The 18,510-nt window shown below is 53.3% G+C and carries 17 protein-coding genes; 12 read left to right on the top strand and 5 right to left on the bottom strand.

Features of this window, described 5'->3' with window-relative positions; genetic code table 11:
• Nucleotides 1-32 precede the first annotated feature (32 nt).
• Nucleotides 33-521 carry a pilin gene (locus RHM61_RS19465; protein WP_322248959.1) on the bottom strand — a complete coding sequence of 163 codons (489 nt, stop codon included), beginning with the start codon at nucleotides 519-521 and terminating at the stop codon, nucleotides 33-35.
• 166 nt (nucleotides 522-687) lie between these two features.
• On the opposite strand from RHM61_RS19465, the gene pnuC reads away from it, so the two are divergent.
• Together pnuC and RHM61_RS19455 are read left to right on the top strand one after the other, a co-directional pair.
• Complete coding sequence (gene pnuC, locus RHM61_RS19460) at nucleotides 688-1,275, top strand: nicotinamide riboside transporter PnuC (RefSeq protein WP_322248958.1); 588 nt, start codon at nucleotides 688-690, stop codon at nucleotides 1,273-1,275.
• Nucleotides 1,260-1,811, top strand: a complete 552-nt coding sequence (locus tag RHM61_RS19455) for an ATP-binding protein (protein ID WP_322248957.1) — start codon at nucleotides 1,260-1,262, stop codon at nucleotides 1,809-1,811. Before pnuC ends, RHM61_RS19455 begins: the two co-directional genes overlap by 16 nt.
• Before the next feature lie 84 nt (nucleotides 1,812-1,895).
• On the opposite strand, the gene rpoD is transcribed toward RHM61_RS19455, so the two are convergent.
• Complete coding sequence (gene rpoD, locus RHM61_RS19450; RefSeq protein WP_322248956.1) at nucleotides 1,896-4,748, bottom strand: RNA polymerase sigma factor RpoD; 2,853 nt, start codon at nucleotides 4,746-4,748, stop codon at nucleotides 1,896-1,898.
• Nucleotides 4,749-5,227: 479 nt separating this feature from the next.
• On the opposite strand from rpoD, the gene RHM61_RS19445 reads away from it, so the two are divergent.
• Nucleotides 5,228-5,986, top strand: coding sequence for a c-type cytochrome (locus RHM61_RS19445; protein ID WP_416200199.1), 759 nt, complete (start codon nucleotides 5,228-5,230; stop codon nucleotides 5,984-5,986).
• Entirely contained in the window at nucleotides 5,983-7,302 is a 1,320-nt protein-coding gene (locus tag RHM61_RS19440) for a cytochrome c (protein WP_322248955.1), read from the top strand. The genes RHM61_RS19445 and RHM61_RS19440 overlap by 4 nt, the downstream gene beginning before the upstream one ends.
• Nucleotides 7,303-7,306: 4 nt before the next feature.
• Here the strand turns inward: RHM61_RS19440 and pstS (RHM61_RS19435) are convergent, their stop codons facing one another.
• Complete coding sequence (gene pstS, locus RHM61_RS19435) at nucleotides 7,307-8,359, bottom strand: phosphate ABC transporter substrate-binding protein PstS (RefSeq protein WP_322248954.1); 1,053 nt, start codon at nucleotides 8,357-8,359, stop codon at nucleotides 7,307-7,309.
• A gap of 192 nt (nucleotides 8,360-8,551) precedes the next feature.
• On the opposite strand from pstS (RHM61_RS19435), the gene RHM61_RS19430 reads away from it, so the two are divergent.
• From RHM61_RS19430 to RHM61_RS19420, 3 genes are all read left to right on the top strand, one after another.
• Complete coding sequence (locus RHM61_RS19430; RefSeq protein ID WP_322248953.1) at nucleotides 8,552-9,061, top strand: hypothetical protein; 510 nt, start codon at nucleotides 8,552-8,554, stop codon at nucleotides 9,059-9,061.
• A 235-nt stretch (nucleotides 9,062-9,296) separates the two neighbouring features.
• On the top strand, nucleotides 9,297-10,058 hold the full coding sequence (locus RHM61_RS19425; RefSeq protein ID WP_322248952.1) for a GNAT family N-acetyltransferase: 762 nt from the start codon (nucleotides 9,297-9,299) through the stop codon (nucleotides 10,056-10,058).
• Nucleotides 10,055-10,915, top strand: a complete 861-nt coding sequence (locus RHM61_RS19420; protein ID WP_416200198.1) for a UDP-2,3-diacylglucosamine diphosphatase — start codon at nucleotides 10,055-10,057, stop codon at nucleotides 10,913-10,915. The genes RHM61_RS19425 and RHM61_RS19420 overlap by 4 nt, the downstream gene beginning before the upstream one ends.
• Before the next feature lie 25 nt (nucleotides 10,916-10,940).
• On the opposite strand, the gene RHM61_RS19415 is transcribed toward RHM61_RS19420, so the two are convergent.
• On the bottom strand, nucleotides 10,941-11,420 hold the full coding sequence (locus RHM61_RS19415) for a SixA phosphatase family protein (RefSeq protein ID WP_322248951.1): 480 nt from the start codon (nucleotides 11,418-11,420) through the stop codon (nucleotides 10,941-10,943).
• Nucleotides 11,420-13,468: a polyphosphate kinase 1 gene (gene ppk1 / locus RHM61_RS19410; RefSeq protein WP_322251141.1), complete on the bottom strand. Its 2,049-nt coding sequence runs from the start codon at nucleotides 13,466-13,468 to the stop codon at nucleotides 11,420-11,422. Before ppk1 ends, RHM61_RS19415 begins: the two co-directional genes overlap by 1 nt.
• Before the next feature lie 364 nt (nucleotides 13,469-13,832).
• Here ppk1 and pstS (RHM61_RS19405) point away from each other — a divergent pair, with 364 nt between their 5' ends.
• The 5 genes from pstS (RHM61_RS19405) (at nucleotide 13,833) to phoU (ending at nucleotide 18,507) form a co-directional block, all read left to right on the top strand.
• Complete coding sequence (pstS, locus tag RHM61_RS19405; protein WP_323493236.1) at nucleotides 13,833-14,876, top strand: phosphate ABC transporter substrate-binding protein PstS; 1,044 nt, start codon at nucleotides 13,833-13,835, stop codon at nucleotides 14,874-14,876.
• Between the two features lie 186 nt (nucleotides 14,877-15,062).
• Nucleotides 15,063-16,007 (top strand): phosphate ABC transporter permease subunit PstC, encoded by a 945-nt coding sequence (gene pstC / locus RHM61_RS19400; RefSeq protein WP_322251139.1) that lies wholly within the window; start codon nucleotides 15,063-15,065, stop codon nucleotides 16,005-16,007.
• Complete coding sequence (gene pstA, locus RHM61_RS19395; RefSeq protein WP_322248950.1) at nucleotides 16,007-16,879, top strand: phosphate ABC transporter permease PstA; 873 nt, start codon at nucleotides 16,007-16,009, stop codon at nucleotides 16,877-16,879. The genes pstC and pstA overlap by 1 nt, the downstream gene beginning before the upstream one ends.
• Nucleotides 16,880-16,962: 83 nt before the next feature.
• On the top strand, nucleotides 16,963-17,742 hold the full coding sequence (gene pstB / locus RHM61_RS19390; protein ID WP_322248949.1) for a phosphate ABC transporter ATP-binding protein PstB: 780 nt from the start codon (nucleotides 16,963-16,965) through the stop codon (nucleotides 17,740-17,742).
• Nucleotides 17,743-17,793: 51 nt separating this feature from the next.
• Nucleotides 17,794-18,507 (top strand): phosphate signaling complex protein PhoU, encoded by a 714-nt coding sequence (gene phoU, locus RHM61_RS19385; protein WP_322248948.1) that lies wholly within the window; start codon nucleotides 17,794-17,796, stop codon nucleotides 18,505-18,507.
• The last annotated feature ends 3 nt before the right edge of the window (nucleotides 18,508-18,510 follow it).

Below are 18,510 nucleotides of genomic sequence, written 5' to 3'. Positions count from 1 at the left end.
AGCAGCGTGAATACACCGGCCACGGCGGCTGATTATTTGTTTGGAGCGCGACAGATAGGCGGTAGATACGCGACTGGCAAGCTGGTGTGGTCCGTGCCTTGTATCTGCATATTCGCCGGTGCCGCAGCCGCTGCACAGACCCAGGTCACCGGCACTTGGTGGGTATGGTCGACCATGGCTGGGCGCCACGACAAAATTTTTCCGCGGATAGCGCCGTTGGCGTGATTACCGAAAGTCAGGCTGACCACGCCATTGTCTACACTCACTGACGAGACATAATTATTGACGATCTTATCGGCCGCTGGCAGACCGGCGCTGGCATTATCGATAGGAATGGCATTCCCGGCCAGCCAAGCCAGTTCAACCGGTCGCTGTGCAATTTGAGCCAGCGGTAAGGCTGCTGCTATCTGGCTCTGAATGATTTTATACAGATAGGTAGGGAAGGCCAGCGCCGCCAGAATCGCCAGAATAGCGATGACAACGAGCATTTCAATCAGGGTGAAGCCGCTAAATTTTTTCATCGTCGTAGAAAAGTTAAGAATTCGGTGATACGCAATGCTACGGAAAACCACAATTTCCCGCAATCAAGAGCGCACAGACAGCAAAGTTGCAGCAATTTTGCTACGCCGGGATGACAGCGAGCGATGATTGGTCGATAATGCGGGCAACTCCCATCAGCGCCTTCCCATGAACGATCCCATCAACTTGTTCGGTTTGAGCACCAGTTTGCTCGAACTGTTATCCTTTTTTCTCGCGCTCGTCACGGTGGCCTTCAATATCCGGCAAATTCACTGGGCCTGGTTATTTTCCATCATTTCTTCCGCCCTGTATGCCTGGGTGTTTTTCGCTGCTCGATTGTACGGTGACATGGGCTTGCAGGCCGTGTTTATTGCGGTTTCTTTGTGGGGCTGGGTCAGTTGGCGGCGCGGCGTCGCTGAGCGGATTGCGGTGACGCGCTTGGCGCTGGGCGCACGCTGGCTGGCGCTGCTCAGCTGGGGGCTGGCATTTTTTGTGCTGGCGCGCTTTCTCGCTGCCTACACCGACACCGATGTGCCGCATGTCGATGGCTTTCTGACTGCCGGCAGCTTGCTGGGGCAAGTACTGTTATCGCGTAAAAAAATCGAGAACTGGCAAGTCTGGATCGTGGTCGACGTGCTCTATGTCGGCTTATATATCTATAAAAATTTACTGCTGACCGCCGTGCTGTATGCGATTTTCGTTATTTTGGCTGTGGTCGGCTGGCGCTCTTGGAGTCGGGTATGTCAAACAGTATGAAGCGTGGCGTGAGTCTGCCGAAAATTGCTATCGTCGGTGCCGAATCATCGGGCAAGTCGATGCTGGCCGAAGCGCTGGCGAAACAATTCAACACACTCTGGGTGCCGGAATATTTACGTGAATTCGTCGATCTGCATGGCCGTGTACCGCGCGCCGAAGAACAGATAGGCATCGCCGCGACCCAGCTCGCGCGCGAAGATGCACTCGCCGAGCAAGCTCAAAATTGGCTGTTTTGCGATACGACGCCGTTGATGACCGCACTCTACAGTGAACATTATTTTGGCAGTGCTGAGCCGGCTCTGCTGGGCTTGGCCGCAGACCACGCCAAACGCTATGCGCTGACCCTCGTCACTGCCCCCGATACGCCATGGGTGGCCGATGGTTTGCAACGCGAATCGCCCGCCGTGCGGCAGCAAATTCATGAGCAATTGCTGGCCTTGCTGGAGCAACGCGAGATCGCCCATGTACTGGTGCAAGGCAGTTTGGCTGCGCGACTGGAACAGGTAGATATGTTTTTGTCGTTCTTACTCGCCTGAGCCAATACGCGACGCGCAAAAAAAGAGCACTTGCAAGTCCATGCAAGTGCTGCTGTCTGCTGCCAAATTTCTGGACAGCTGCCCTTACTGACTTTCCATTAAGCTCTTGAGATGATCGGCTTTGCCCGGGTGGCGCAGTTTTTTCATCGCCTTGGCTTCGATCTGACGAATCCGTTCGCGTGTGACTTCAAACTGCTTGCCGACTTCTTCGAGCGTGAATTCACTGGTCGTTTCCAGACCAAAGCGCATGCGTAACACTTTGGCTTCGCGTGGGCTCAGCGTATCGAGTGCTTCTTTGAGTTTTTGCTGTACCGAGGCTTGCATCGCCGCTGCCATCGGCGACATGGTCATGCTGTCTTCGATGAAGTCGCCGAGCTGCGAGTCGCCATCGTCACCGATAGGCACATCGAGCGAGACCGGTTCTTTGGCGATTTTCAAAATTTCGCGCACTTTCACTTCGGGCAGGCCCATTTTTTCGGCAATCGCTGCCGGTTCCGGTTCGACACCACTGGCTTGCAACAATTGGCGGCGCACCCGGTTCATCTTATTGATGGTTTCTATCATATGCACCGGCACACGGATGGTGCGCGCTTGGTCGGCAATCGCGCGGGCGATAGCCTGACGTATCCACCAAGTAGCATAGGTAGAGAATTTATAACCGCGCCGATATTCGAATTTATCGACGGCTTTGAGCAAACCGATATTGCCTTCTTGTATAAGATCAAGGAATTGCAAACCACGGTTGACATACTTCTTCGCAATCGAAATGACCAGGCGCAGGTTGGCCTCGGTCATCGCGCGTTTCGCTTCGCCGGAACGCTTTTCACCGGCGATCATTTGTTTATTAATGTCGCGCAGCGCAGCCAAAGGCAATTCCACGCTCAATTCAAGCTGAATGAATTTTTGCTGTAACTCGCGGGCCGCATGGATATGACGTGCTACGGCGGCGGCATACGGCTGTGTCGATTGCATCTCATGTTCGAGCCAACTGGTGTTGGTCGCATGGGTACGTAACATATCGATGAAATAATTGCGTGGCATACCGCATTTATTGACCAGCAATTCGAGCATTTGCTTTTCGTTGGCGCGCAAATCTTTCATTTGTTTGCGCAAGGTATCGCACAACTTTTCCGCCGTTTTCACGGTGAAGCGCAGACCCTGCAGTTCGCGAGCAATCGCTTGCTGGGCTTGGGCATACTCGGCGCATTGATAACCATCGCGCGCGCGCGCCGCTTGCATGATCTCAAAACTTTGCGCAACCACGGCAAATTTTTGCAGCGAAGCCGCTTTCAATTGTAATAATTGTTCATCGCTGATGCCGCCGACATGGGCCGCAGCATCCTCATCGTCTTCTTCGTCGGCTTCTTCGACTTCGTTGATGAGTGGCAGAGCATTCTGGTCGTCGCCGCTCAGCAAGCCATCGATAATATCGTCGATACCGACTTCATCGCTGGCAATTTTGGCAGCGATGACGAGAATTTCTTTGATCGTACCAGGGCAGGCTGAAATCGCCTGAACCATATCTTTCAAGCCATCTTCAATTCGCTTGGCAATCTCAATTTCGCCGCTACGTGTCAATAGTTCGACACCACCCATTTCGCGCATATACATGCGCACCGGGTCGGTGGTACGACCGAAATCGGAATCGACCGTCGCCAAGGCTGCCGCTGCCACCGACTCAGCTTCATCATCGCTGACGGCCGTGGCGACATTATCGGTCAGCAGCAGCATAGCGGCATCGGGCGCGCTGTCATATACCGCTATACCCATGTCATTGAGCGTGCTGATCACATCTTGAATCATTTCCTGATCAGCGACTTCTTCCGGCAGGTGATCATTGATTTCTGCGTGCGTGAGATAAGTACGGTCTTTACCCAGACGTATCAGCTTGGTTAACTGCTTGCGGTATTGTTCCAGTTGCTCTTCGCTATTGGCTGCGACACCCGGTTTTTTCGTGCGAACTCGGGCCGCGCGCTTCATTTCAGCCGATTCGGCGGCGTTAAGCGCTTGGATTTCATCGTTTTCAAATTGGAATTCGCTGGGCTTGCGACCGCGCTTGGCCGGCTCTTTACTGCCAGGCATGACGTACTGCGAGGTGTCGACGGCGGCAAAAGCGACTGTTGCGACTGCTGCGGCTTTTACCGCTGACAACTCGACTGCGGCCGCCATCGGTGCAACTGCTGCGACCAGCGCGGCTGTCGGTGTCAGCGCCGCCGGCAACGCTGTCGGCATCGCCGTCACGCTACTTATGCCGAGCGTGACTGGCCGTACACTGGCGGCTGGCGGCACACTGCTGCGCAGCTTGTCGTTGACGATCACCGGCTTGAGCGTGGTCACCGGTGCGGCGGCGGCAAATTTGCCGGAACCGATACGCGCTTCGCGTTTTAATACGGGTACCGCGGTATGCGGCTGATCCGAGAGTAATAATTTTTTGGCCAACTTAGGCGCCGTTTTCCGTATTACCACCGCGCGCGGTTTGGCGATATCGGCACCTGACAGAGTTTGTAATTCCGCTTTCAAATCAGCGCGAATTTCTGTTTTGACTTCGGCTCTTTGTTCGCTGGCAGTGTTGCTGTCGGCCGCGGTGACGTCATCATCCCCACTCAAGTTCGCGGCCTCGGCACTGAGCTCATCTGGCGCATAGGGCAGGGCGCTGAGCGCCTCAATATCTTCCGCAGTCAGGGTTTTTACCGGTGCGATCATCGCTTCTGCCGACACCGCTTGCAAACGCGAGCGGCGCTTGGTGACAACCATGGTTGGCGTTGCCGCGTTGGCGGCATCGCTCTCGTCGTGCTCGACACTAGCCGATGCGCTGGTGTCACTAGCGTCGACAGGCGTCACCGCAGGACGATTCAGCGACAGGTTTTTCTTACCTAAAGTGAGTGTCGAGCCTGTTTTCGGAGCAGAAATAGGTGAGTCAGTTAAACTATTTTTCATGTAACAAAATCAAGTGCGACAACAAAGGCTTGTCATTAGTGTATGGCAATGGCAATGGCGACAGGCTGTTGACGATCTGATTTTCTGATCAACTGCTTACACGGATGATACTAGTGGAATTCAGCTGTCCACTAGCCCACTGGTGAAAGCGGGCGATGCCGATAAGGGCGGTGCTGTCATCTTGCTCAAACTGGGTCCTACTGGCGAAGCGCAGATGTAATCCATGCTTCCATAGAGACGCGAGCGCCGAATTATCCTCGGCTTAGCACTTCTTGACAAGGTTTGTATGCATTTTTTGAAAATAAAATGCCTACAGTCGCCAGTGCTCGTGCACTGCGGCAAAGTGCTTCGGAAAAAGCATGCAGAAGTCAAGCATCCCGTGCGCTTTGAGCGTGTATCCGTGCAAAAAAAATGCGCCACTGTATTTTTCGGCAAGCTGTTAAGCTATACGCTTTCTTCCCTGATTAAGGGCAACAATGTTGCGGTACACATTGCGCTTTCTGGCCGACCGACTACGCCCTGATAATGCGCTGCGCGCGTTCTTTTCCCTCTTGCCGCTCTTATTTGTTGCGCCGCTGTTGGCGGCGCAACAAGTTCCCGACAGTATGGCACAGCGGCTCAAGGCCTGCACCGCCTGCCATGGTTCGCAAGGACGAGCCGGCAGCGACGGCTACTATCCGCGCATCGCTGGTAAGCCGGATGGCTATTTATATAATCAATTGACTAATTTTCGTGACGGCAAGCGACTCTATCCTTTGATGAACGCGCTGGTGGCGCAGATGAGTGATGCGTATTTGCTGGAAATCGCCCAATTTTTTTCCGCCCAGCATCCGCCATTCGCGCCACCGCCCGCGCCCGCGGTGTCGACGGCCGTGTTGGAACGTGGCCGTATCTTGGTGCATCAAGGTGATCCGCAACGGCATTTGCCGGCTTGCATAGCTTGCCATGGTTCCACCATGACCGGGGTGGCACCCTTCATTCCCGGCCTGATCGGTTTGCCGCGCGATTACTTGGTGGCCCAGCTCGGTGCCTGGCAAACCGGCAGTCGGCATGCCCAAGCCCCCGATTGCATGCAAGTGCTTGCCGCGCGCCTGAGCGCGAGCGATATCGGTGCCGTGTCAGCCTGGTTGTCCACGCAAGTTGTACCAGCGCAGGCGCAGGCGGGCAGCGCTCAAGCTGATTTCCTCATGCCGCTGCACTGCGGCAGCGTTGCCTATACCGAGAAGGACAGGAAATGAAACGCCGCTTGATCATCATCGCGGCGAGTTTGCTGGCCGCCGTCTTCTTGCTATGCGTCTGGGCTTATCAATTCGGCTATGTCACGGCAGCGGTGTCGGCTTCGCCGGCCTTGCTCAGTGGTAAGGCATTAATCGAACAACAACAGCGCGGCGCGTATTTGGCACGCATCGGCAACTGCCAAGGCTGTCATACCGCGCGCGGTGGCAGTGCCTATGCCGGTGGTCGTTTGATCGCCAGTGAATTCGGTCAATTCAGTACGCCGAACATCACGCCAGACCTGCGCAATGGCATAGGCAGTTGGAGTGCCGGCGATTTTTGGCAGGCTCTGCATTTTGGTAAGTCGCGTGATGGCAGCTTACTGTACCCAGCCTTTCCTTATCCGAATTACACTCAGATCACGCGCAGCGACGCCGATGCCCTGTTTGCTTACCTGCAGACGGTGACAGCAGTGGCGACACCACGCCTACCGCATCAGTTGCGTTTTCCGTATAGTGAGCGGCGCTTATTGGCGCTGTGGCGCGCTTGGTATTTTCAAGCACAAGTGTTTGTCGCCGAACCTGCTGCCACGCCGGCCTTCAAGCGCGGGGCTTATCTGGTCAATGGCCTCGGGCATTGCAGCGCTTGCCACAGCCCGCGCAATAGTTTGGGGGCCAATCGCGGCACGGCCGATTTCAGCGGTGCCGAGATGCCGATCTCACGTTGGTATGCGCCCTCATTGTTCGACCCGGCGCAAGCGCACCTGGGCGTACTGACGAAGGCTGAGGCGACGCGCCTGTTACAAACCGGCATAGGCAAAGCCAGTGTGATGAGCGGACCGATGAGTGAGGTAATGATTGAGAGTTTACAGTATTTGAATGACGCCGACCGCGCTGCCATGCTCAGTTATCTGCAGGCCTTGCCACGCAGCGAGGTACCGGCACCCGACCTGCTCGAGCGCGCCTTGGCGCGGCCGCCGCTGTCGCCAACCCGGCTCACATTAATCATGCAGCAAGGCGAAAAATTGTATACCGACCATTGCCTCGATTGTCATGGTGCCAGCGGCAGCGGTGTAGCCGGCATTTATCCTGCCTTGGCCGGTAACCGCGCGCTGCAGTCTGCGCATATCGGTAATCCTGTCCGTATCGTCCTCAATGGTGGCTTTACTCCGCTGACAGTCGGCAATCCGCGGCCGTACAGCATGCCACCATTCGGCCCGCAGCTCAGCGATGCCGACATCGCCGCGCTGCTCAGCTATGTGCGCGGCAGTTGGGGTAACCAGGGCGGGCCGGTGAGCGCGTCCGAGGTCAATCCGTATCGCACAGCTCCGGCCGATTGATCTGTTAAGGTGCCGTCGATTGAATATCCCAGCTCAGCGGTTTGCCGCTGGCATCGGTGACCGTGGTCATTTCCTTGAACACGCGCGCTTGCATGCTATCAGGTAAGCGCACCAAGTCGACGCTGTTGACGTAGTGATCACCCTGCATGAAGGCCCAAGTGAAAAACTTCAGGGTCGCGCGTGATTTTTCCACTTGGCTGGCGGCTTGTTGCATGAGGATGAAAGTACCCATGGTGATCGGCCAAGATTTGGCACCCGGTTTGTCTGTCAGCGTTTCTTCAAAATTCCCTTGCGTTTTCCAGCTGCTGGCTGTCAAGGCGGTAGAAAATCCTTCTGGCGACGGTGTTAAAAACTTGCCCTCACGGTTTTGTAACTGCGCCACATCCAATTTATCTTGCACCACATAGTTGTAATCGATATAGGCAATACTATAGGAAGTTTTTCTCAGGCTGGCCGATATGTTGCTGCTGCCTTTAACTTGGCTCAGACTGCTATTCCAAGCGATGGTAAAATTTTTGCCGAACTTGGTTTGCCATTGCGGGCTGATTTTGCACAGATAATCGGTGAAATTCCACGTTGTCCCGGAACCGTCTTGACGGACAAATGCCGCAATACTCTTTGCCGGTAAGCGCAGGCCAGGGTTGAGTGCAGCAATGGCGGCGTCATTCCAGCTCGTGATGGTGCCGGAGAAAATTGCTGCCAGCACCGTCCCGTCGAGGCGCAATTCGCCCGATCGTATGCCGGGTACATTGATCGCGATGACCACGCCGGAAATAGCAGAAGGAAATTGAATCAACTTGGCTTTTTTTAAGTCTGCACGCGACATGGCAACATCGCTGGCACCGAAATCAACTTGATTTTCTTTGATTTTCTTAATCCCGGCCGAGGACCCGGCCGGTTCATAATTGAGCTGATCACTGTTGTTTTTGGTGTAGGCCTGGGCCCATTTTTGGTACAGTGGTGCGGCGGCCGAGGAGCCGGCACCTTGAATTTCCACGGCGCTAGCGGCGAGTGGCAGCAATGCCAGTAGAGAGAGAAAATAGCTCAGACGTGTCATGATGTTTGGCATAGTGGATAGGTAAGCGGTAGGTGGGATAATTCGATTCGGCGCGATTATCTCATGCCTTGCGGCAATCACGCAGCGGTGCAAATTGGTAATCAGCCTGTCATCTGCAGGCTTTATGCTTGCTTATTATTCTTTGTCGGCATATTGTTTATATAATTTACCTTTTTAAAATGGGAGGCCGAAATGGCAACTGTCACAACTAAGAAGCAAGACCCCGCTGCCGCGCCGGCAGTCGTTGTACCGAGTGCGGCGGTGGCACCGGCAGCAGCGCTGAAAAAAGCCGCTGCACCGGCCCGCAAAAAACCGCTTGCCACCAAGCCGGTCGCGAAGCTCGTTGCCAAATCTGCGCTCAAGCCAACGGCCGCAGCAAAACCGCAGTCAAAACCAGCGACACCGAGTAAGCCGGCACAAAAACCGCTCAGTGTCAGAGCCGTGGCGAAACCGGCCCCGGCCGCCCTGGAAAAACCGCGTAAAGCAAAACTGGTACGCGACAGCTTCACCATGCCCGAAGCCGAGTATGCCGTGCTCGGCTTGGTGAAAAAGGCCTGTTTGAAGGCTGGTGTCGAGGTCAAGAAAAGTCAATTGCTGCGCATTGGCTTGGCCTTGTTGCATGCCACTGAGGTAGCGACTTTGAAAAAAATGATCGCCGAACTTGCGCCGCTCAAGGCCGGTCGACCGAAGAAAGAAAAATAAGCCGACGCACTTTGATGTTCCGCTTTCAGCCTCCCTGGCCAGCCCTGGCTCGGGAGGCTGTTGTTTTTTCATCTGTCATCGTGGCGACATCGGCCTGTCATCGTCTTGAAGTAATCCTCCTTTATCCTGCTTCGTATTGAAACCGCCCGGGACGTTAATTCGATCGGTGTAGCCGAACCGGGAGCTTTCTTTACAGTGTGGGTGCGCACGGACAAAAATTTACCAAGGACGATGAATGCGATTACTGACCATACCCGCGGATGCTAATCCGAGCTTTTCCAAACTCAATCTCAGCCTGGCTACGACGGCCAAGGAAGTCAAGGAAGTTCAGCGCTTGCGCTACAAGGTATTCATTGAAAGCATGGGCTTGTCGGCGCTGGCCAATCCTGATGGGCTCGACAAAGACGAATTTGATGCGCATTGCGATCACCTGATCGTACGTGACACCAAAACTCTCAAGGTGGTCGGTACCTACCGTATCTTGGGACCGAATGCCGCGCGTGAGCTCGGTCGTTACTACTCCGAATCCGAATTTGATTTATCGCGCCTGCATAATGTGCGCAACAGCGTGGCCGAAGCCGGGCGCGCTTGTATTCATCCCGACTACCGCAGCGGTGCCGTCATCATGCTGTTGTGGGCAGGCTTGGCCGCTTATATGCGGCGTGAACGCTGCTCGCACCTGATCGGTTGCGCCAGCATCAGCCTCACCGATGGTGGCCAAAATGCGGCGGCGATTTATCGTGGCCTCAGTGAGCGTGATTTCTGCCCGATCGAATATCGGGTGGCACCATTATTACCATTCCCAGTTGAAGACATCGATATCAGCAATGTCACGGCACGCATCCCACCGCTGCTGAAAGGTTACTTGCGTGCCGGTGCCTGGGTTTGTGGTGATCCGGCTTGGGATCCTGATTTTCATTGTGCCGATCTGTTCGTCATGCTGCCGCTGGCGAATTTGGATGATCGTTATGCGCGCCATTACGGTACGGTGGAATGAAGACAATGAGCGCGGCCGAGCACTTTCTGAACAAGAAATTACACAAGACCGGCAAGCGCGAAGTGATGCGCTTTCGTACGATTTGGATTTCTGATCTGCATCTGGGAACCAGTGGCTGCCAGGCCGCCAAACTGCTGGAGTTTTTACGCGCGACCGACTCCGAGACTTTATATTTGGTCGGCGATATCATCGACGGCTGGCAACTCAAGCGGCGCTGGTATTGGGATCAAACCCATAACAACGTGGTGCAGACGGTACTCAAGAAAGCCAAAAAGGGTACGAATGTGATTTTTGTACCGGGCAATCACGATGAGTCGATACGTCAATTCATCGATCTCGATTTCGGTGGCATTCAAGTTCGTGACGAGCTCGTGCACACGACCGTCGATGGTCGGCGCATGTTGGTATTGCACGGCGATCGTTTCGATGCCGTCATTTCTTGTGCTAAATGGATTGCCTACCTCGGTGATAACCTCTACACCGTGATTTTAAAATTCAACCAAATCTTCAATAATTGGCGCGCCCGCGCCGGTTTACCTTACTGGTCTTTGTCGCAGTACCTGAAGTTGAAAGTCAAAAATGCGGTCAGTTATATCACGCAGTTTGAAGACGCTTTGGCTGATGAAGCGCGTCGTAAAGGGGTAGATGGCATCATTTGCGGTCACATACATAAGCCGGAAATTCGCGATATCAACGGCATTTTGTATTGTAATGACGGTGATTGGGTCGAGAGTCTTTCAGCCTTGGTCGAAGATGCTCATGGCAAGTTGAGTCTCGTGACTTGGCATGATATCGTGCACGCGCCGCAAACTCAGTTGCACAGCGCCGCTGATGAACTCGATACGCTGGCGGTATGAGTTCGGGCAGCGCTTGCTGCACACATTATTTCAGCACTAATTCCGGTGCCATCACGGCTTTCAGATAAATCTTGCTGCTGCCATCTTCATCTTGTTTCTGTGAAATCCACCAAATATTTCCCTTTTTAATCGCCACCTCATGCATAGGCATGTGCAGCAAGAAACTGACGATCTGACCTAAGTAAGGTTGGTGCCCCACCAGCAGCACCGGTTCACGGCTGTTTGGCCAGTTGGCCGCTTCCAGTGCCTGCAGCGGACTGCTGTCGACTTGTAATTCATTGACTAGTTTGATTTTTCTCCCACGCGCAGCCAGCGCCTCGGCGGTGTCTCGTGTGCGTAGCGCCGGGCTGACCAAGACGCGGCAAGTGTCGGGCAGGGTACTGTCTAGCCACAGTGCCATCTTAGCGGCTTGTTTGATACCCTTGCCAGTCAATTTGCGCGCCGCATCAGACATGCCTATACCGGCCAATTCAGCTTCGGCATGACGCCATAGTATTAAATCCATCAATCGCTCTCCGGTGCCGACAGGGAACCTAATTGTTGCATCAAATATTGCTGGGCACAGAACAAGCTTTGTTTTCCAGCGCTCTGACGGGCTTTTTTACGTTCGTAATTGCCATCTGAATCGAGCACCCAGGCATTGACATTGTCTTTCAAGTACGGCTCCAATCCTTCCGACAGGATGCGTTTCTTGAGCGATTTTTCCAGCACCGGAAAGGCGACTTCGATGCGACGGAACAGATTCCGGCTCATCCAGTCTGCACTGGCCAGATACATATCATGCGCCAGATCGTTGCGGAAGTAATAAATTCGGCTGTGTTCGAGGAAGCGACCGATCACCGAGCGCACGCGAATATTTTCTGATAAACCAGCAACACCGGGGCGCAGCGCACAGGCGCCGCGAATGATCAGATCGATCTTCACGCCATCGGCCGAGGCCGCATATAAAGCGCGAATCACCGATTCATCCAGCAAGGCATTCATTTTTGCGATGATGCGACCAGGCCGTCCCTCGCGGGCGATACGCGCTTCATTGCGTATCGCCTTGATGATCTGCGGTTGCAGCGCAAACGGTGCCAGCCACAGATACTCGAGTTTTTTCGGTTTATTCAGACCAGTCAAGTGAATGAACACTTCGCTGACTTCGGCGGCCATACCGGGATGCGCCGTGAGTAAGCCGAAATCGGTATAAAAGCGCGTGGTCGACGGATGGTAGTTACCGGTACCAAGATGGGCGTAGTGGCGCAAGATACCGTTTTCTTCGCGGCGTATCACCAGTGCCAACTTGGCATGGGTTTTTAATCCGACCACACCGTATACCACTTGGGCACCGGCGCGTTGTAACTTATCGGCCCAATTGATATTGGCTTCCTCATCAAAGCGCGCCATCAACTCCACCACCACCGTGACTTCCTTACCGAGTCGGGCCGCCGTGATCAGCGACTCCATCAGATCGGAATTCATACCGGTACGGTAAATCGTCTGCTTGATCGCGACCACAGCCGGATCGAGCGAGGCCGAGCGAATGAAGTCGATCACGGTTTGAAACGGCTGAAACGGATGGTGTAACAGAATATCTTGCTTGCGCAACACGCTGAAGACATCGGCATGCGCGTACTTGGCGATGGCTTTGGGGGAGAAGGGGGGGAAGCGTAAATTGGCTTGCTTGACGTGGTCGACCAGCTCACCCAAGCGCACCATGTTGACCGGGCCATCGACCGGATATAAACGATCGGGCGTCAGATTGAATTGCTCCAGCAAAAAGCGCGCTAAATCTTCCGGGCAATTTTTCGCTACCTCAAGACGCACCGCTGCGCCGAACTGCCTGGTCTGCAACTCGCCTTGCAAGGCTTGGCGCAGATTTTTCACTTCTTCTTCATCAACCCATAAATCGCTGTCACGTGTGACGCGAAATTGCGAGTAATTGATCACTTCGCGACCATTGAACAGATCGCCAATGTGCGCGTGAATGATGGAGGACAGTAAACAGAACGACAGCCCCTTAGGGGAAATCTCATCGGGCAAGCGAATGATACGCGGCAGGACGCGCGGTGCTTTAACGATGGCGATCGCCGTACCGCGACCGAAAGCATCTTTGCCGGCCAAGGAGACGATGAAATTCAAACTCTTATTCACCACTTGCGGGAATGGATGGGCCGGATCGAGGCCGATAGGCGTGAGCAGCGGGCGCACCTCGCGGTCAAAATAACTCTTCACCCAAGCGCGCTGTTCTTCGGTGCGGTCGGTATGACGCAGCAGATGTATGCCTTTTTTAGACAGTTGCGGCAGGATGTCTTGATTTAATAATTCGTACTGGCGCTGTACCAGTTGATGGCATTCGTCGCTGATCCGTTTGAGCATAGCTTGAAAGCTGGCGTGCTCGACCAATTCGCCATCGACCGTATTCTGTGCCAGCAGGCTGGCGACGCGCACCTCAAAAAATTCATCAACATTACTGCCAACGATACACAAGTACTTGAGCCGCTCGAGCAGCGGAATGCTTTTATCCTCGGCTTGTGCCAGTACCCGCCAGTTGAAAGCGATCTGTGACATTTCACGATCGAGAAAAATCACCGAGCGTGGCAACTCTTTGACCACCTCTTTCAAGGTTTTTTGAGGCGGACTGCGTTTGGCCGCTTTGATGATCACTTTGTTTTCAACATTCTCGCTTGGCTGGGTTTCGCTGACTTCAGCTGTATTGCTGATGACTTCTGGATTTGGCATAGTTTTTTGCATGTCATGAAGGCCCACATAAGTGTACGACCTTATTCTAGTTGAGCAACATGACAAGTTTATGACAGAAAAGTGGTCAAAAATTAAATATTTCAAGTATATTTCAAGTCGTCATGATCCTGTCACAATTGACTTGTAGAGTGCATTCACGTGGAAAGCAACTTATTTTAACCCTGAGGTGAACATGTCTAAATCTCGTATTGTGAAATCCCTGATCGCAGCGGCCAGTATGGCGTTTTGTTTTTCGTTAGCCCATGCTACTGATATTACCGGTGCCGGCGCGACCTTCCCGTACCCAATTTACGCCAAATGGGCCGAAGCCTACAAAAAAGCTACCGGCATTGGCCTCAATTACCAATCGATCGGTTCTGGCGGCGGTATCAAGCAAATCAAAGCACATACAGTCGATTTCGGTGCCTCTGACATGCCCCTGAAGCTTGAAGAGCTCGATGCTGAAGGTTTGACGCAGTTTCCAGCCATTATCGGCGGCGTCGTACCTATCGTCAACCTGGCGGGCGTTGCTCCTGGTACGATGAAAATGACTGGCGATGTCTTGGCTGGCATTTATTCTGGCAAAATTCTCAAATGGAATGCGCCGGAAATCGTCGCACTCAACCCTGGCATCAAATTGCCGGACGAAGAAATCACGGTCGTTCACCGTTCCGACGGTTCCGGCACAACCTTCCTCTGGACTGATTACCTGAGCAAAGTCAATGCCGACTTCAAAGCTTCGGTCGGTTCTTCGACTGCCGTCAAATGGCCGGTTGGTTTGGGTGGCAAGGGTAACGAAGGCGTCGCCGCCAACGTACAGCGCATTAAAAACTCGATCGGCTATGTGGAATACGCCTACGTCAAGAAAAACAAAATGGTCTACACCATGCTGAAAAATGCAGATGGCCAATTTGTTGAGCCGGATGATGCGAATTTCAAGGCTGCTGCTGCCAATGCCGACTGGTCCAAAGCACCGGGCATGTACTTGGTTTTGACTAACCAACCGGGTAAAGCCACTTGGCCTATCACTGGCGCTTCCTTCATCCTCATGCACAAAGCCCAAGCTGATGGCGTGCAAGGTAAAGAAGTGTTGAAATTCTTTGACTGGGCATATAAAAACGGTGGCGCTATGGCTGCTGACCTCGATTACGTCGCATTGCCAGTACCGGTAGTGAAACTGATCGAAGATAACTGGAAAGCAAAAATCAAGGATGCTTCCGGTAAAGCTGTTTGGTAACTTTCCAATTGTTGCATCATTAATTTATTGATGTAACCTGTTTGTCAGGCCGAAAACCTCGTGTTTTCGGCCTTTTGCTGAAAAGCACATATGCCCGCCAATACCCCATCCGTCATTATGACCGCATCCATTGCTATGCCTGAAGCCCTTCCTTTTCCGTTCGCTGCCAAGCTCAGTGATGCCAAGATGGCGCTCGTCATGCGCCGCCAGCGCTGGCAAGATTTCTTTTTTCATAAACTCACACTGAGCTTCGCTGCCTTGGTGTTGATTGTCTTGTTAGGCATTATTTTTTCCTTATTCGTCAACGCCCTGCCGGCCATGCGCGAATTCGGCTTGGCCTTCGTCACCACGGTAGAGTGGGACCCGGTCAATGACAAATACGGTGGTTTGATCGCCATTGTCGGTACGCTCGCTACCTCGATCATCGCCTTATTGATCGCTTTCCCCATCAGTTTCGGGATCGCCTTGTTTCTCACCGAAATTTGCCCGGCTTGGCTCAAGCGCCCGCTCGGCACCTCGATAGAATTATTGGCCGGTGTGCCCAGTATTATTTACGGCATGTGGGGTTTGTTTGTGTTTGCCCCGCTGTTTGCCGACTACGTCCAACCGGCCTTGCACGCGACGTTGGGGCAGTTGCCCATCGTCGGCATTTTGTTTTCGGGTCCGATGATAGGCATCGGTATTTTGGCCGCCGGCATCATCCTCGCCATCATGATCATTCCTTTCATTACTTCGGTGATGCGCGATGTGTTCGAAGTCGTGCCGCCGGTACTGAAAGAGTCGGCCTACGGCCTCGGTTGCACCAAATGGGAAGTGGTGCGCAAGATTGTTTTACCGTATACGAAAATCGGTGTAGTCGGTGGCGTCATGCTCGGCCTCGGTCGCGCACTCGGCGAAACCATGGCCATCACCTTCGTTATCGGTAATGCCCACCGCTTATCTTGGTCCTTGTTCTCCGCCGGTAACAGTATCGCGTCGACCTTGGCCAATGAATTCGCCGAAGCCGAAACCACACTCCATGTGTCCTCGCTGTTCTTGCTTGGCTTGATCTTGTTCGTCATCACATTCATCGTCCTCTCGGCTGCCAAACTGATGTTGCTCGGCCTGAGTCGCAAAGAAGGAACGAAATAATGCAAAATTCTATCAGCATCAGTGCGGCCAATCCGGTCTACCGCCGCCGTTTGATGGTGCACCGTCTGGGAATCTTTCTGTCATCGATGGCGATGGCGGTCGGTTTGGTATTTTTGATGTGGATCTTGTTCACCCTGCTGATCAAGGGTTTCTCTGCCATCAACCTCAACATGTTGACCGAGTCGACCCCGGCCCCGGGTAGTGACGGCGGCGGCTTGATGAATGCCATCGTCGGTAGCTTCATGATGGTTGGCAGTGCCACCCTGATCTCGACACCGATCGGTATTTTGGCCGGTATTTATCTGGCCGAGTATGGCGATAAGAGCTGGTTCGGCAGTATTACCCGCTTCGTCACCGACATCATGTTGTCGGCACCATCGATCGTTATCGGCTTGTTTGTGTACGCGATCTATGTCGCCAACGTGCGCCATTTCTCCGGTTGGGCTGGCAGTATCGCCATCTCGCTGATCGCCATTCCGGTGGTAGTACGCACCACTGATAATATGCTCGGTCTGGTACCGGCGAGCTTGCGTGAAGCGGCCTTCGCACTCGGGGCACCGCGTTGGAAGGTCGCCTTGCTGATACGCTTACGTGCGGTGAAGGCTGGCGTCATGACCGGTATCTTGTTGGCCGTGGCCAGAATTTCCGGCGAGACCGCACCATTATTGTTTACCGCCTTGAACAACCAATTCTTCAACGGCAATATGAACAAACCGATGGCCAATCTGCCGGTGGTGATTTACCAGTTTGCCATGAGTCCGTATGACAATTGGCGTGACCTGGCTTGGGGCGGCGCTTTGCTGATCACCCTCAGTGTGCTCGGATTGAATATTTTGTCTCGCACCATCTTCAATCAAAAAGTAAATCATTAATAATCATTCGACTTCACACCCGTCAGTTCGGGTGTGAACGATTTTACCCGGCATGGGCGGGGGCAGTTTAATTCAGGTACTTTATGACGACTTCAAACGAGCAAACACAAAAAACCGCGATCGCCATCAGCGGCTTGAATTTCTTTTACGGTGCCACACGCAGTTTGCGTGATATTCATTTAAATATTTACGACAAAAAAGTCACCGCCTTCATCGGTCCATCCGGCTGTGGTAAGTCGACGCTGCTGCGTACGCTTAACCGTATGTATGATTTATATCCGGGCCAGCGCGCTGAAGGCAGCATTATCTATAACGGCAAGAATATCCTCGATGCCGATCAAGATATCAATTTGTTACGTGCCAAAGTAGGCATGGTATTTCAGAAGCCGACGCCGTTTCCAATGTCGGTGTATGACAATATCGCCTTCGGTGTCAGGTTGTATGAAAATCTCTCCAAAGGCGAGATGGACGAACGGGTTGAATGGGCGCTGCGTAAAGCGGCTATCTGGACCGAAGTCAAAGACAAGCTTAATAAAAGTGGTTTGAGCTTGTCTGGTGGTCAGCAACAGCGTTTGTGTATTGCCCGTGGCGTGTCGGTGAAACCGGAAATTTTATTGCTGGACGAACCGACCTCGGCACTTGATCCGATTTCCACCGTGAAAATCGAAGAATTGATCAGTGAACTCAAAGAAGAGTACACGATTGCCATCGTCACACACAATATGCAGCAAGCGGCCCGTTGCTCCGACTATACCGCTTACATGTATCTTGGTGAATTGGTCGAATTCGGTGAAACCGATCATATCTTCATGAATCCGGTGAAGAAAGAAACACAAGACTACATTACTGGCCGTTTCGGCTGATACTAAATCGGCCGCGCCGCGCGCGGCCCCACAACATTCAGGGAGATCCCAGTGACAGGCGAACATTCTTCAAAACAGTATGATATGGACCTCGAAACGATACGTTCCAAGGTTTTGCTGATGGGCGGCTTGGTGGAAAGTCATTTCCATGATGCCATGTCGTGCTTTCGTACCGGTAACGTCGACCAAGCCGAAGCGGTGATTCAATCTGACCTCGAAGTCAACCGCCTCGAAGTGTTGCTCGACGATATGTGCAGCCATTTGATCGTCAAACGTCAGCCAGCCGCCAACGATTTACGTACCGTCATGGCCACCGGTAAAGTGATCACCGACCTCGAACGGATCGGCGACGAATCGACCAAAATTGCCCGCATCGCCAGAGATGCCAATGCGAACCGCCGTGGCACACCGATGTTCAGCGGTTATGAAACCGTGCGGGTGCTGGCCAGCAGCGTCGCCGACATGTTGCATCAGTCACTCGATGCCTTCGCTCGTCAAGACGAAGCCAAGGCGGTGCAATTGATCGCCCATGACGAATTGATCGACAACGATTTCCGTTCCATCATGCGCAATCTGATCACCTTCATGATGGAAGATCCGAGCACGATTTCCTCCTCGCTCAATACGCTGTGGGTTGCCAAAGCGATTGAACGGGTCGGCGACCATGCCAAAAATATCGCTGAATACACGATCTATATCGTCGAAGGTAAAGACATTCGGCATTCGGATTACGTTACGAGCAAACAGGATAAAAAGAGTTTATAAGAG

Origin of the sequence: Undibacterium sp. CCC3.4, from assembly GCF_034347425.1 — a bacterium.
Lineage (GTDB): Bacteria > Pseudomonadota > Gammaproteobacteria > Burkholderiales > Burkholderiaceae_D > Undibacterium.
Note: the sequence above shows the minus strand (reverse complement) of the source record. Positions and strands in the feature narration are given on the sequence as shown.